The sequence below is a fragment of the Rhodoplanes elegans genome (assembly GCF_016653355.1).
Taxonomy (GTDB): Bacteria; Pseudomonadota; Alphaproteobacteria; order Rhizobiales; family Xanthobacteraceae; genus Rhodoplanes; species Rhodoplanes elegans.
Map to the genome: position 1 here is coordinate 1 of NZ_NHSK01000179.1, position 14,474 is coordinate 14,474.

The window sequence follows — 14,474 nt, forward strand, 5'->3', positions numbered from 1 at the left end:
CGGCCGTGGAACCCGCTCTACCGCGCCGGCGCCGGCGCGGTAGAGCGGGTTCCACGGCCGCCGCCCCACTCTCCGCTCGTCCCCGCGAAAGCGGGGATCCAGAGTTTCTCTGCCGTGTCGCCGTTTCGCCCCTGAGGCCCCGCCTGCGCGGGGACGAGCGGAATCAGAATCACCCACCCCGGGCAGCAGCCCGGCACCGGGACGGCTTGTCGGGACTCGTCCGGTCTTCTATGCCGTCGCGACGGCGGGCCGCGGCGCGGCCGTCGCGGTTCTTCCGGTACGGGCGCGCGGACACGCGCACACGCCACCGAGCACGCGGACACGAGCACGCCCATGGCCCTCTCCAGCATGACCGGATTTGCCCGCAGCCACGGCACCAGCGGGCCGTACTCCTTCGCCTGGGAGATCAAGTCGGTGAACGCCAAGGGGCTGGACGTGCGGCTGCGTCTGCCGCCCGGCTGGGACGCGGTCGAGCCGCCGGTGCGGGCGCGTGCCGCCGAGGTCCTGTCCCGCGGCACCGTCTATGCCACTCTGACGCTCGACCGCCCCGGCGCCCAGCCGGTGGTGCGGGTCAACGAGGCCGTGCTGACCGCCGTGCTGGCGACCCTCAAGGGGCTGCGCGGCCGTGTCGAGGCGGAGCCGCCGCGGCTCGACGGCATCCTGTCCATCAAGGGCGTCGTCGAGGTCGCCGAAGCCGAGGAGAGCGAGGACGACCGCCGCGCCGCCGAGGCGGCGCTGGTCGCCGGCTTCGCGCAGGCGCTCGACGGGCTCGCCACGATGCGCCGGCACGAGGGCGCGGCGCTCGGCCGCCTGCTCGGCCAGCGACTCGACGAGATCTCGGCCCTGGTGGCGCGCGCCGAGGCGGCGCCCGGTCGCAAGGCCGAGGCGATCCGCCAGCGCCTCGCCGACCAGGTCGCGGCGCTCATGGAGACCAGCGAGCGGTTCGACGCGGACCGCCTGCACCAGGAGGCGATCCTGATCGCCTCCAAGGCCGACGTGCGCGAGGAGCTCGACCGTCTGGTGGCGCACGTCAAGCAGGCCGAGAGCATGATCGCCAAGGGCGGCGCGGTCGGCCGCCGTCTCGATTTCCTGTCGCAGGAGCTGAACCGCGAGGCCAACACGGTGTGCTCGAAGTCGAACGACCTCGAGCTCACCAATATCGGCCTCGAGCTGAAGAGCGTGGTCGAGCAGTTCCGCGAGCAGGTGCAGAACCTGGAGTAGGGCGATGCCGGCCGAGGACACCAGCACCAGTGCGGCGAGCACGACAGCGGCGAGCGCATCGGGCACGACCGGGGCGATCGCGCGGCGCGGCATCATGCTGGTCGTGTCGTCGCCGTCGGGCGCCGGCAAGACGACGCTGACCCGCACCCTGATCGACGAGGAGGAGCACATCACCCTGTCGGTCTCGGTGACGACGCGTCCGCGGCGGCCGAGCGAGATCGACGGCGTGCACTACCGTTTCATCTCGAAGCGGCAGTTCGACGTGATGCGCGACAGCGGCGATCTGCTCGAATGGGCCGAGGTGCACGGCAACTGCTACGGCACGCCGCGCGAGCCGGTCGAGGCGGCGCTCGCGGCCGGCCGCGACGTGCTGTTCGACATCGACTGGCAGGGCACCCGCCAGCTCTACGAGGCGATGCGCGACGACGTCGTCAGCGTGTTCGTGCTGCCGCCGTCGGCGGCCGAGCTGAAGGCGCGGTTGGAGCGCCGCGCCGAGGACTCGCACGACATCATCGTCAAGCGCCTGAAGAACGCGGCCGAAGAGATCGCCCACTGGCCGGAATACGACTACGTGCTGGTCAACCGCGATCTCGACAAGAGCTTCAAGCGGCTGCAGTCGATCCTCACGGCCGAACGCCTCAAGCGCGTCCACGGCGCCGACATGGAGCGCTTCGTCGACGGGCTCTTGGACGGCTTGAAGGACATCACGGCGTAGCCGCCGGACGGCCGGACGACATGCGCGCCCAGTCACTCGCCGGCGTAGCGGCCCTGCTTAAAATAGGCTTGCGGCACGCAGCCCCTGACCTTTGCCACCACGGATTCGGCGCGCTCCCGGGACGCGTACGGGTTCTCCGCCACGACGACCGTGTAGCCGGCCACGAATCCCGAGAACTTGCTCGAGAAGTCCCAGAACACCTTGACGCCGCAGCGCCGCCCGGCCGCTTCGAGCCGGCGGGCCTCGGCCAGCGTCGCATCGGTGAAGCTGTTGTCCGGCGACCTGATCGCGCCGAGCACCACCCACCAGCCGCTGTCGGCGCCGGTCGCCGGCATCGTGACGAAAGCACCGAGAAGGAGTGCCACGGGGAGCGCGGTGACGAGCTTCGAGATCGACATGGTCGCAATCCACGTGAGCTGGAGCAATCGATCGCGACGGTAATGAAGACCTCCGCTCCGGAGGTTGATGCGCATCAAGCCGGATCCGGCCGTCGCGGCAGGCGCTCATGCGCCGATCCCCGCCGCAACGGCTGGTTCGCCCGGTTCGCGGCGTTCGACGTGCCGGCGTCGAGCCGGACGACGCGGGAGCGGCTCGGCTGCCAGCCGACCGGTCCCGGCCTCGTCGACGATCTTCGACAGCCCGGCCTATTTCGGGCGCTGACTCACGGCCCGATCCGGGCGTGCGGCACCGTCTCGTCCGGGCCGGCGATCTCGACCGTGACGTGGGAGGGGCCGGTCTCGCGACCGTCGGCGAGATGCCAGGCGACCGACCAGCGGACATCGTAGCCCGGACAGCCGTCGCGGCCGGTGAGGATGTCGACCATCGTGGTGCCCGGCTTGTGGCAGCGGTGGCCGAACACGGGTGTCGGGTCGACGTAGAACTTGTACCAGCCGGCCGTGCGGGCGACGAACACGATGCTGCCGCTGCGCTCGCCCGCCACATAGGCGGTCGCCCGGACGCTCGACCAGAACGGCTGCATGATCACCAGCCACAGCGAGCCGATCTTGGCGTCGACCTTGTACTCGGCCCGCACGGCACGCCCGGCCGGCAGGTACACGGGAATCGGGGTGAAGTCCGAGCCGAGCCCGCTGCTCTCGACGAAGACGCCACGGCTGACGGCATTGCCGCTCTCGTAGCCGACCAGCGTCACGGCGCCGGTGGCGAGGCCGACCACGTAGAAGCTCAGGCCGCCGGCCACGGCGGCACCGAGCAGCAGGCTGTACAGGGGCACGCGCGCCTCCTGCGGCGTCGTTTCGCTGCAGGGTAGTGGCGGGCGGCTTGCCGGCCGGTTCACGCGCCGGCGGCGGGGTGGGCGGTCGGCGGCCGGAACGTCGGGTGGTGGTTAAGGCGGGCTTTCGGCGAGCGCCGAAGCGTCCGCCGCGGCGTGCAGCGATGCGTCGAGCGCCCGGGCGAGCGCCACGAAGCCGTCGACCGGGACGGTCTCGGCCCGCGCGGTCGGATCGAGCCCGGCGGCGGCGATCAGCGGCAGCGGGTCGGGCGCCAGCGCCTTGAGCGCCTGCCGCAGCATTTTTCGTCGTTGCCCGAAGGCGGCGGCCGTCACCCGCTCGAGCGCCGCGAGCCGGCAGGGCAGGGGCGCGGGGCGCGGCACGAGCTGCACCACGGTCGAGGTCACCTTGGGCGGCGGCACGAAGGCGGACGGGGCGATGTCGAACAGCATCTTCGTCTCGCACCGCCACTGCGCCAGCACGGCGAGCCGGCCGTAGCTCTTGCCGCCGACCGGGGCGACGATGCGCTCGGCGACCTCGCGCTGGAACATCAGCACCAGCCGGTCGAACCACGGCGGCCACGGCTCGGCCGACAGCCAGCCGATCAGCAGCACGGTCGCGATGTTGTAGGGCAGGTTGGCGACGATGCGGACGGGGCCGCCGCCCGCTTCGGCGCCGGCGACGAGCGTCGCCGGGTTGATCGCGAGCGCGTCGCCCTCGATCACCGCGAGGCGGCCCGGGTAACGCGCCGAGACTTCGGCGAGCGCCGCGACGGCGCGCGCGTCGCGCTCGATCGCCACCACCCGGCCGGCGCCCTCGGCGAGCAGCGCTCGGGTCAGGCCGCCCGGGCCGGGACCGATCTCGACCACGGTGACGCCGGCGAGCGGGCCGGCCGCCCGCGCGATCCGTCCGGTCAGGTTGAGGTCGAGCAGGAAATTCTGGCCCAGCGACTTCCTGGCGGAGAGGTCGTGGCGGCGGATGACGTCGCGCAGCGGCGGCAGGTCGTCGATGGCGCTCATCCGAAGGTGCTCATGCGACCGCGGTCTCGCCCGCGGGCGCGTGCCCGGCGAGCCGGGCGGCGAGCCGCAGCGCGGCGATCAGGCTCGACGGATCGGCCGTGCCGGTGCCGGCGATGTCGAAGGCGGTGCCGTGGTCCGGCGAGGTCCGCACGAAGGGCAGGCCGAGCGTCACGTTGACGGCGTCGTGGAAGGCCAGCGTCTTGATCGGGATCAGCGCCTGGTCGTGATACATGCACAGCGCCGCGTCGTAGTTTTTACGCGCCGCCTCGTGGAACAGGGTGTCGGCCGGCAGCGGTCCGGTCGCCGCGATCCCCGCCGCCACCAGGGCCGCCACGGCCGGCGCCACGACATCGCGATCGGCCGTGCCGATGGTGCCGCCCTCGCCGGCATGCGGGTCGAGACCGGCGACGGCGAGGCGCGGCCGTGCGATCCCGAACCGCGCGACGAGGTCGCGGGCGACGATGCGGCCGGTCGCGACGATCAGGTCGCGGGTCACGAGCTCGGGCACGCGCGCCAGCGGCACATGGATGGTGACCGGCACCACGGCGAGGGTCGGCGACCACAGCATCATCACGGGCCGCGGCGGCGCGTCGTCCGACGCCCTCCCGGCGTGCCGGCCGGCGAGCTCGGCGAGGTACTCGGTGTGCCCCGGCTGGCGGAAGCCGGCCGCGTAGAGCACGTGCTTGGCGATCGGATTGGTGACGACGGCCGAGGCCTCGCCGGCCGTGACGGCGGCGACGGCGCGATCGATGGCGGCGATGGCGGCCGGTGCGCTGCTCGCGTCGGGCCTGCCGGGCGACGCGCCGACGGGCAGGCCGAGGTCGACGACGGGGAGGGCGCGGGGAAACACCGCGGCGGCCTCGCGCAGCCCGACCGTCTCGATCGGCACGGCGAGCCCGAGCGCTTTCGCGCGCGTCCTCATCAGGTCGGGCGACGCCAGTAAGGCGAAGGCGGGCAGGGCCGCGGCGGCGCGGCGCTGCCAGGCGAGAAGCGTGATGTCGGGCCCGATCCCGGCCGGCTCGCCGAGCGTGAGGGCGAGCGGCGGACCGGCGCGGGTCATTTCCGCTCGATCATGGCGCTGCGGCGCAGCTCGGCGAGGTACTTCTTGGACTTGGCCTGGAACGTGTCGGCGAACATCTGCTGCCGGACCTCCTTGAGGAACGGCGCGTCGACCTTGGTGTCGCGCTTGATGCAGACCGCGAACATCTCGATGCCGTTCGGCGTGGTCTCCGGATTGGTCAGCCGGCCGACGCCCGTCTTGTCGAGGATCTCGCGCAGCGCCGGCGGCAGGTCGGTCGAGGTCTTGACGATCTGTTCGCGCACCGCGACGTCGCGCAGATGGCGGGCGAAGGGCAGGCCGGTGTCGCAATTCTCGAAGCGTGCCCGCAGCGCCTCGGCGTCGCGCCGGCGCGTCTCGGCGGAGCTGCCCTTCGGCACCACGAACAGGATCGGCCGCAGCACGTATTCGGTGGCCGCGATCTTGTCGGAGAGCGGCGCGTCGCCCTTGTTCTTGGCCTCGGCGGCGGCGAGCACGTCGCGGTCGCGGAACTGGAAGCTCGACTGGAACTTGCCGCGGACGATCTGCTGCCAGGTGATGTCGGCGCGGATGCGCGACTTCAAGGTTCCGGGCTGGATGCCGTTCTGAGCCAAGGTGGCGGTGAGCTGCTCGGGCGACAGCCGCATCCGCTGCGCCATGTCGGCGTAGGAGGAATCGACGTCGGAATCGCTGATGTTCATGGTGAAGCGGCGGGCGGCGTCGATCTTGATCCGCTCGTCGATCAGCTCCTCGATCACCTCCTCGCGGGTCGACGCCTTGCGGGTGACCAGCATGGAGAACTTCTGGCGCTGCTCGATGTCGAACGAGGTGATCGGCGACCCGTTGACCATCACGATGACGTTCTGGGCGGCGGCGGGCACGACCGAACCGATCGACAGCACGATCGCGGCGGCGCCGAACAGGGCACCGAGAGCGGAGTTCCGTCGCACACGAACCATGGCACCGTCCATCCGAATCCGTTTCATCTCCCGTCCGTCCTCGCGCCGGCCGGTTCACCGCCGGCCGGTTACCCCCGCCGTTCCGGTTACCGCCGGGCCGATCCCGGAGTGGCCGGGCGGGGCGGTCCGCGACGGGGTCCGGTCGGCGACAGGGGCCGATCGGCGGCGGGAAGCCGGTCGTCAGGGCCGGCCGCGCCAGCGGGACGGCCCGGCCGAAGCGACGTCGCGACCCGCGCCGGCGACGGACCGTCGAGCCATAGGAAGCGAAATGGGCAAAATTATTGTGTGCCGATCGTGGAGGCCGAGGACGAGCTCGACGTCGAGCCGATCGTGCGGAGCCCGACCTGCAGCATGACCGTGTGGTTGGAGGTGACGTTGCCGCTGTACTGATAATCGGTGATGTAGTTCAGCCCGATCAGGAAGCAGTCGTCCATGTAGCCGAGGCCGACGCGCGTCTGGCTGAGCTTGTTGTGCTCGATGTCGTAGCGGGCGGCGCCGTTGATCAGCCAGTTGGCGTCGATCTTGTAGGAGCCGCTGCCGAGCACGCCCTCGCGCCGCTCCAGGAAGCCGAGTTCGGGCTGCGCCGCGTAGTTGCCGTACATCAGCGACACGTTCCAGCGGTCGACCGACATCGTGCCTTCGATCTCCAGGCGCTGCAGCGTGAAGTCGGCCTGGTCGAAGCGGTAGCGCGAGATCAGGCTGAAGATCCGGTTCGGCGTATAGGCGAAGCGGGCGACGTAGTCGGAGGCGCGCTTGTCCAGGCCCGAGTCGAGGCCCGTGTTGGCGGTGTCGCCGACCGCGAAGGAGTTCGTCCCGAACAGGCTGTAGGACTGGCCGAACAGCACGTTGACGGCGCCGGCCTGGTTCACCTGGGCGGTGTATTGCAGGCCGTAATTGGCGCGGCCGCCGCCCTCGACGCGGTCCCAACCGGAGAACTTGTCGACCCGGAACAGGTTCGAGTCGTCGAACACCAGGCTCTGGGCGTCCTCGTTCGGCAGCTTGCCGATGCGCGTCTCGTTCGGGCGCGCGATCACCTGGGCGATCGGCTCGAGCGTCTGGGTGCCCCACGAATGCACCGAGATGAGCGGCAGCCGGTATTCGAGGCCGACCGTCGGCATCACCCGCAGGTCGGACGAGTCGCCGGTCTGGATGAAGTTGCTGACGCTCGGATCGGAGTTGATGTGCATCTGGGCCGCGTCGGCCCGCACCGAGGCGAACGGGATGAACACGTTGCCGAAGGTGTCGACGTAGCGGGACCGCCAGTCGATCTCGCTCGAGAAGCGCGAATAGGTGCCCGGGATGCCGCGCAGCAGGCAGTCCTTGGCGGTCTTGGCGGTGTCGGCCGAGGTCGAGCAGGTGTTGTTGTTGTAGGCGGTCTGGCTGATCGCGTTGTACTCGGCGGTCTGGCGCGACAGGCTCGTCAGGTTGGCCCGCGCGCTCAGCTCGCCGCCGAACACCATCTGGCTCAGGACCGTGTTGTAGTCCATCACCGGATGCACGATCGGCAGCGTGTTCTGCACGTCCTGCTCGGAGAAGCCGTAGAAGTGCAGGGCGCGGATGTCGAAATAGCTGCGCTCGCCGCGGCCGGTGAGGAACAGCTGCGACACGCCCTCGGTCAGGTTGCTGAAGAACTCGCTGCCGATGCGGCTCTGGAGCGAGCGGATCTTGTAGTCGCTGAAGTAGGTCGCGTCGCTGACCAGGATGCCGTCGAAGCCCCAGGTCCAGCGCGGCGACAGGTTGAAGCGGCCGGTCGTCTCGACGCTGCCGCGGAAGTCGCGGAAGCCGGGCGTCGTCGTGCCGTTGTCGCGGATGAAGTAGTCCTTGTCGGCCTGAACGATGCCAGAGGCGCGGATCGAGTAGTAGCCGTCCTCGAGGCGGTGGCGCCACTCGCCCTGCATCAGGAGGCCCTGCTTGGTCATCACCCGGGGCGAGACCGTCAGGTCGTAGTTCGGCGCGAGCGCGAAGTAGTAGGGCGTCTCCAGCCCGTAGCCGTAGACCGTGCTGGTCGTGGCGAGCGGCATCAGGAAGCCGCTCTTGCGCTTCACGGTCGGATCGGGTGCCGAGAAGTACGGCATGTAGGCGAGCGGGACGCCGAAGAACTCGATCTTCGCGTCCTCGAAGTAGACCATCTTCTCGGCTTGATTGTGGATGATCCGCGCCGCCTTCACCTGCCACAGCGGCGGCTTCTTCGGATTGTCCCTGCACGGCTCGCAGGCCGTGTAGACGCCGCTCTCGAAGATCGTGTAGTTGCCGGCCGAGCGCTGCCCGCGCGCCGCCGCGAAGCGGGTCTGGTCGGGCGTCTCGATGCGCAGCGAATCGATGAAGCCGTCGCGATAGTCGTCGGTCAGGTCGAGCAGGGTGCCGTAGGTGATCTTGCCGTCCGGCTCGGTCAGCCGGACGTTGCCCTCGGCCTGCAGATGCTTGGTCTTCTGGTCGTAGACGACGCGGTCGGCCTCGATCGAGGCGCCCTTGTAGTAGATCTGGACGTTGCCGGCCGCGACCACGCGCTCGTTCGTGTAGTCGTACTGGATCTCGCCCGCCTGGACGAGCATCTGCGGGTCGGCATTGGGACCGGGCTTCGGCGCCGTCGGGCGGACCTGGCTGCGGAAGTCGAGCGTCGCCTGCGCGGAGGCTGGCGTGACGTCGAGCGTCAGACCGGCGGCCAGCACGACGAGCGCCGACGCCGCAGCGAGCTGCCGCGCGCGCCGCCGGGCGGCGATCGACGAGGAGGCGGTCGTGGTCGGACGCACGGCCGGCATCAACCGTCCTCCAGGTACAAGAGAGGCACGAGGCCGGTGAGGACGCCGATGAAGACGGGCAGCCACGCGGCCGCCGCCGGATGCATCAGCTCGGCCTTGCTCAGGTCCTCGGTCACCTTGGAGAGGACGTAGAGCAGGAAACCCGCGACGATGCCGCTCAGCACCATCTTCTGGACGCCGCCGAAGCGGAAGAAGCGCAGCGAAAAGGCGGCCGCCACCAGCACCATGGCGGCGAGCAGGGCCGGGCGCGAGATCAGCTTCTGGTACTGCAGGCGATAGCCGGCCGCGGCGAGGCCGGCATGGTCGGCCATCTCGATGAAGAAGGGCAGGTCCCAGAACGACACCGTCTCGGGCGTCGCGAAGGTCTCGCGTACCTGGGCGAGGGTGAGGTTGGTCTTCAGCTGGTGGTCGGCGAGCTTCTCGGGCGGAGCGTCGACCGGATAGCGCCGCGCCTCGACGAGCCGCCAGTAGCCCTCCTCGAGAACCGCGGCCTTCGCCTCGATCCGCTCCACGAACCGGCCGGCGAGGTCGTACATGAAGACGGTGACGCCACCGAGCCGCACGCCCTGGTCGGTGCTCGACGCGGCGTTGATGATCGACTGGCCGTCGACGCTGCGCTGGCGCACCCAGAAGCCGGTGCCGGTCGCCTGCAGGCCGGACTGGGCGGCGTTGTTGAAGGCCCGGTCCTCGAGCCGCTTGGACTGCTCCTGCAGGGTCGCGGCGATCGGGTTGTAAACCGCCGTCGCGATCACCCCGACGAGCAGCGCGGCGATCACGGCCGGGGCGACGAACTGCCAAGCCGACATGCCGGCGGAGCGCGCCACGACCAGCTCGAGCCGGCGCGACAGGTTGAGGTAGCACAGCATGGCGCCCACCAGCACGGCGAACGGCATGATGCGTTCCATGATCTGCGGCACGCGCGTCACCGAGATGCCGGCGGCGAGCAGGGCGGAGGCGTTGGCCTCGCCGGCGCTGCGCCGCATCAGCTCGATGTAGTCGACCAGGAGGACGAGCCCGAACACACCGACGAACACGGTGAGAGAGGCGCCGAGGAAGCGCCGGCCGAAATAGCGCGAGAGGCGACCCGCCACCATTCGCTACGCTCTCACTGTCCGGTCGACGGGCACGACGGCCCGCCGGGCTGACCAAATCCGATACGGTGCGGGTGCAGGGCGGCAGAGCGGTGCGCGCAGCCGACCGTCGATGCTCCCCAGCAGCATCCGCGCGGCCATGATCCGCTGCGACCGGTCGACGTCACCATTCCCCCCACGTCCCCGGCTCCCCCGAGCCGTCACGCCTGCGACCGTCCGCCCTCCGGCGGTCGACCGCGAGGTCCCAGGATACACGACATTGGCGGGCCGATCTGTCGACAAAAAGGCCGTCCTCCTGCCTGCACCCTGGACAGCTCCTCGGGGTGGTTAACCAAGAATGACCGAGGGAGCCCCTCCAATGCTATGCCAAGCTTTCGGTCACGGGTCACTACCGTCACGGGGGAATTGCCGGAACCGTGGCGTCCATGCCACAGAAGCGGGGCCGCTCGATCAAGAGGATAGCTGGAATGTCTGAGGGATTTCGGATCAGGTTCGGGACGTTCGCGCCGCCGGCCAAGGGCGTACTGGTCGTGTTCTGCGACGACGGGCTTCGGATGGGTCCGCAGACCCGGGCGATTCTCGGCAAGACGGCGGCCGTGGTGACCCGGGCGGCCGCGGTGGACAACTTCAAGGGCAAGCTCGGCGCCGCCCTCGACATCGTCGCCCCGGCGGACCTCGCCGTCGACCGGCTGGTGGTGGTCGGGCTCGGCAAGCCCAAGGACTGGACCCCGAACGATCCGGTCAAGCTCGGCGGCGCCGTCTTCGGCAAGGTCGGATCGGCCGCCGAGGTGACCATGCTGGCCGAACTCGCGACCGGCGCCATGGACGCCGAGACGGCGGCGGATCTCGCGCTGGGTGCGCGGCTGCGCGCCTACACGTTCGATCGCTACAAGACCAAGAAGAAGGACGACGACGCGCCCAGGAAGGCCGTCACCCTAACGGTCGCGGTCAAGGACCCGGCCGCGGCGCGCCGATTCGGGGCCGAGCGCGAGGCGGTGGCGGACGGCGTGGTGCTCGCCCGCGACCTCGTGAACGAGCCGCCCAACGTGCTGTTTCCGGTCGCCTTCGCGGAGCGCGCCGCGGAGCTGCGCAAGCTCCGGGTGGGGATCGAGATCCTCGATGTCCGGGCGATGAAGCGGCTCGGCATGAACGCGCTCCTCGCCGTCGGGCAGGGCTCGGCGCACGAGAGCCGGGTGGTGATCATGCGCTGGAACGGCGGCAAGCCGACCGACAAGCCGATCGCCTTCGTCGGCAAGGGCGTGTGCTTCGACACCGGCGGCATCTCGATCAAGCCGGCGGCCGGCATGGAGGACATGAAGGGCGACATGGCGGGGGCCGCCTGCGTGGTCGGTTTGATGCACGCGCTCGCCGCCCGCAAGGCCAAGATCAACGCGATCGGCGCCATCGGGCTCGTGGAAAACATGCCGGACGGCGCCGCCCAGCGGCCCGGCGACATCGTCACCACCATGTCGGGCCAGACCGTCGAGATCATCAACACCGACGCCGAGGGCCGGCTGGTGCTCGCCGACGTGCTCCACCACGTCGTCACCAAGTACAAGCCGCGGGCCATGGTGGATCTGGCGACGCTGACCGGCGCCATCATGGTGGCGCTCGGCCAGGAGCATGCCGGGCTCTTCGCCAACGACGACAAGCTCGCGGAAAACCTGACGAAAGCGGGGCTCGCCACGGCCGAGCGGGTGTGGCGCATGCCGCTCGCGCCCGAATACGACAAGCTGATCGATTCGAAGTTCGCCGACATGAAGAACACGGGCGGCCGCTACGGTGGCTCTGTGACGGCGGCGCAGTTCCTGCAGCGTTACGTGGGCAAGACCCCGTGGGCGCATCTCGACATCGCCGGCACGGCGCTCGGCTCGCCGCAGACCGAGATCAACAAGAGCTGGAGCTCCGGCTGGGGCGTCCGCCTGCTCGACCGTCTGGTGGCGGATTTCTACGAGCCGTGAGGCTGTGACTCGTGCGGCGGGGCCTCCGGCTCCGCCGCGAACGGGTCGAGCACCCGCGCGCCGAGATCCCCGACATCGGCTATGTTGCGGGTCACCAGCGTGAGGTCGTGCACCAGCGCGGTCGCCGCCATCAGCCCGTCGACCACCGGGATCGACCGGATCGCCGCCATTCGGCCCCAGGCGTCCGCCACGGCCCGATAGATCGGGAGAATTCGGGTCCCGAAGCCCGCGAGCACCGACGCCAGCCAAGCCTCGAACACCTCCGCCCGGGCCGGATCGGACCGCCGGGCCTTCTCGATGCCGCGGCGGATCTCGCCGACCACCAGCACGCTGAGATGCAGGTCCGCCCCGTCGACCGAGGCATACCAGCGGGCGACGGCGGGATGGCAGCGCGCGCCTTTGCGCAGCTCGGAGATGACGTTGGTGTCGATCAGCAGGCTCACAGCTCGACATCCCGGCCGTGGTCCTCGTCCCGCGTCAGGTCGAGATCGATCGGCGCGGACGCCAACAGGGCCTTCAGGGCATTGTTCTGGCGGTCACCGAATTCCTGATTCAACAAGGACCTGGCAGCGTTTTCTCGACTCGGGTCCGAGAGTGCCCGGGCGATGTTGCGCAGGAGCGCAGCGTCCTCCTGGCGGACCTGGAGCTCGAGGCGGACGACGCCCTTACGGCTTTGACGCTGCCGATAGGCCGTGAGGGCCTTGGTGTGGGGCGACGGCATGGTACGGCCTCGGCGCGAGTTGAGATTGAAGTTTCCGGATTATATCCGGAAATAGACCGTGCTTGCAAACTGCCGGCGCCGCGGTCTTTCATCCCGCGCATGACCGAGCTCCTCTTCTACCATCTGCAGCGCCGGCCGCCTGAGTCGGTGCTGCCGTCGCTCCTGGAGAAGTCGCTGGAGCGCGGCTGGCGGGTGGTCGTGCAGGTCTCCTCGGACGAGCGGGTCGAGGCGCTCGACTCGCATCTGTGGACCTACCGGGACGATTCCTTCCTGCCGCACGGCACCGACCGCGACGGGCTTGCGGCCGAGCATCCGGTGCTGATCACCGTGCGGGACCACAACCCGAACCGTGCCAATGTCCGGTTCCTGGTCGAGCGCGCCGCGATGCCGGCCGACGCCGCCACCTACGACCGTATCGTGGTCATGTTCGACGGCGAGGACGAGGAGGCGCTGGCCGAGGCGCGCGTCACCTGGCGCGAGAAGAAGGCCGAGGGGTTCGAGGTGACCTATTGGCAATGCGACGAGCGCGGCCGCTGGCAGAAGCGCGGCTGAGCCGGTACCGACATCCTCCCGGAGCCGCCGGCGCGGCCGGCCGCGCCGCACCCGGCCGTGGCCCAGGCCATTCTCGCGCCATCTTCGGACGCGAGAAACGGCTTGAAACCTTGCGGTTTCCAGTCGAAACACGAGGCGGCCACCGGGCCGTGCCCGGACCGGTGGCGATCCGATGCGCCGCCGTGATCGGCGTCTGGGGACAGGTCGAGGGACAGTTCGGGGAGGGGGCCCCCATGCGTCAGGCAGCTTTGGTTCAGGCACGGTCCAGCTCGGTCACGAGCATGTCCTCCGACCCGGCGCCACGCCGGCGGAGCGGTCGTGCGGTCGCGGTCGTGCTGGCGGCCGCGGTCGCCGCGGCGCTCGCGGGGTGCTCGAGCATGCCCGACGTGGCGGACGTGAAGCTCCTCCCGTCGGCCAGCAATCTCGTGCCGACCCCGGCCGGCGAGTTCGCCAAGACGGCCGTGAACACCAACCGTCCAGTCTCGCCCGCCGACCTGGTCGACGCCCAGGGGATGTGCGCCGCAGCGGTCGCGGCGAGCGGCGAGCCGGGCGCGACCGCCATGCGCGGCGTCGGCCTCGACATGACCGAATGCGAGGTCGTCCAGGTGATCGGGCCGCCGGGCTCGACCCAGATCGGCGCCAACCAGCGCGGCGAGCGCACCGTGGTGATGACCTATGCCACGACGGAGCGGTCCGGCATCTACCACTTCACCAACGGCCGCCTGACCACGATCGAGCGGGGGCCGGAGCCGCCCGCGCCCGAGAAGCCGGCGCGCGGCAAGCCGGCCCGGCGAACGTCGAGCTGACCGCCGGCCCGCCGCGGCCATCCGAATTCGACACGGCTCCAGCGCGGCCGGCTTCGGCGCCGTCCGCCGCGCGGACGGGCAGGCGGCATCGCGCCGCATGCGCACGTCGGCGGTCCCTTCGAGCCGGGCGGCGTTGTCGGAGCGCCGGAGCCGTCCTGCTCTGTCGTGTCGATGCCCGCGCGTCCTGCTTCCGTGCGTCCTGCCCTCTCGCTCGCGTCCGTGCCCTCTCGCCTCCGGACCGGAGACGCTCATGACCCGACCGCTGCCGCGTTTGCCCGCCCATCGTCCCCGGCGCGCCGACCTTGCGATCGCCGCCGTCGTCCTGGCCGCCCTGGTGGTCGGCGGCGGCGGCGCTCCGACTCCCGCCCAGGAGGCGGCGCGGCCGGACGGGCGGGTCGGCGTCCGGGA

General features: G+C 70.5%; 14 protein-coding genes. 5 read left to right on the forward strand and 9 right to left on the reverse strand.

What is annotated here, in order from left to right; genetic code table 11:
• Positions 1-333 precede the first annotated feature (333 nt).
• Positions 334-1,221, forward strand: coding sequence for a YicC/YloC family endoribonuclease (locus CCR97_RS22015; RefSeq protein WP_111357489.1), 888 nt, complete (start codon positions 334-336; stop codon positions 1,219-1,221).
• Between the two features lie 4 nt (positions 1,222-1,225).
• Positions 1,226-1,936, forward strand: a complete 711-nt coding sequence (gene gmk / locus CCR97_RS22020; RefSeq protein ID WP_111357490.1) for a guanylate kinase — start codon at positions 1,226-1,228, stop codon at positions 1,934-1,936.
• A gap of 32 nt (positions 1,937-1,968) precedes the next feature.
• Here gmk and CCR97_RS22025 read toward each other — a convergent pair whose 3' ends face one another.
• From CCR97_RS22025 to lptG, 7 genes are all read right to left on the reverse strand, one after another.
• The gene (locus tag CCR97_RS22025; protein ID WP_170145851.1) at positions 1,969-2,409 is read right to left on the reverse strand and encodes an SPOR domain-containing protein; all 441 of its coding nucleotides are present in this window, start codon (positions 2,407-2,409) and stop codon (positions 1,969-1,971) included.
• Between the two features lie 188 nt (positions 2,410-2,597).
• Positions 2,598-3,167 (reverse strand): hypothetical protein, encoded by a 570-nt coding sequence (locus CCR97_RS22030; RefSeq protein WP_111357492.1) that lies wholly within the window; start codon positions 3,165-3,167, stop codon positions 2,598-2,600.
• Positions 3,168-3,278: 111 nt separating this feature from the next.
• Positions 3,279-4,181: a 16S rRNA (adenine(1518)-N(6)/adenine(1519)-N(6))-dimethyltransferase RsmA gene (gene rsmA, locus CCR97_RS22035; RefSeq protein WP_111357493.1), complete on the reverse strand. Its 903-nt coding sequence runs from the start codon at positions 4,179-4,181 to the stop codon at positions 3,279-3,281.
• A gap of 10 nt (positions 4,182-4,191) precedes the next feature.
• Entirely contained in the window at positions 4,192-5,241 is a 1,050-nt protein-coding gene (gene pdxA, locus CCR97_RS22040) for a 4-hydroxythreonine-4-phosphate dehydrogenase PdxA (protein ID WP_111357494.1), read from the reverse strand.
• Positions 5,238-6,203, reverse strand: coding sequence for a peptidylprolyl isomerase (locus CCR97_RS22045; protein WP_111357495.1), 966 nt, complete (start codon positions 6,201-6,203; stop codon positions 5,238-5,240). The genes pdxA and CCR97_RS22045 overlap by 4 nt, the downstream gene beginning before the upstream one ends.
• Before the next feature lie 251 nt (positions 6,204-6,454).
• Positions 6,455-8,935 carry an LPS-assembly protein LptD gene (locus tag CCR97_RS22050; protein WP_111357496.1) on the reverse strand — a complete coding sequence of 827 codons (2,481 nt, stop codon included), beginning with the start codon at positions 8,933-8,935 and terminating at the stop codon, positions 6,455-6,457.
• Entirely contained in the window at positions 8,935-10,029 is a 1,095-nt protein-coding gene (gene lptG / locus CCR97_RS22055) for an LPS export ABC transporter permease LptG (RefSeq protein WP_111357497.1), read from the reverse strand. Before lptG ends, CCR97_RS22050 begins: the two co-directional genes overlap by 1 nt.
• 464 nt (positions 10,030-10,493) lie before the next feature.
• Between lptG and CCR97_RS22060 the strand changes: the two genes are divergently transcribed.
• The gene (locus CCR97_RS22060; protein ID WP_111357498.1) at positions 10,494-11,987 is read left to right on the forward strand and encodes a leucyl aminopeptidase; all 1,494 of its coding nucleotides are present in this window, start codon (positions 10,494-10,496) and stop codon (positions 11,985-11,987) included.
• Here the strand turns inward: CCR97_RS22060 and CCR97_RS22065 are convergent.
• Both CCR97_RS22065 and CCR97_RS22070 read right to left on the reverse strand, forming a co-directional pair.
• Positions 11,975-12,430 (reverse strand): type II toxin-antitoxin system VapC family toxin, encoded by a 456-nt coding sequence (locus tag CCR97_RS22065; RefSeq protein ID WP_111357499.1) that lies wholly within the window; start codon positions 12,428-12,430, stop codon positions 11,975-11,977. The two genes, CCR97_RS22060 and CCR97_RS22065, sit on opposite strands and share 13 nt — an antisense overlap.
• Entirely contained in the window at positions 12,427-12,708 is a 282-nt protein-coding gene (locus CCR97_RS22070) for a hypothetical protein (protein WP_111357500.1), read from the reverse strand. Before CCR97_RS22070 ends, CCR97_RS22065 begins: the two co-directional genes overlap by 4 nt.
• A gap of 99 nt (positions 12,709-12,807) precedes the next feature.
• Here CCR97_RS22070 and CCR97_RS22075 point away from each other — a divergent pair, with 99 nt between their 5' ends.
• Together CCR97_RS22075 and CCR97_RS22080 are read left to right on the forward strand one after the other, a co-directional pair.
• Positions 12,808-13,260 carry a DNA polymerase III subunit chi gene (locus tag CCR97_RS22075; protein ID WP_111357501.1) on the forward strand — a complete coding sequence of 151 codons (453 nt, stop codon included), beginning with the start codon at positions 12,808-12,810 and terminating at the stop codon, positions 13,258-13,260.
• Positions 13,261-13,541: 281 nt separating this feature from the next.
• Complete coding sequence (locus tag CCR97_RS22080; RefSeq protein ID WP_146618995.1) at positions 13,542-14,066, forward strand: hypothetical protein; 525 nt, start codon at positions 13,542-13,544, stop codon at positions 14,064-14,066.
• The last annotated feature ends 408 nt before the right edge of the window (positions 14,067-14,474 follow it).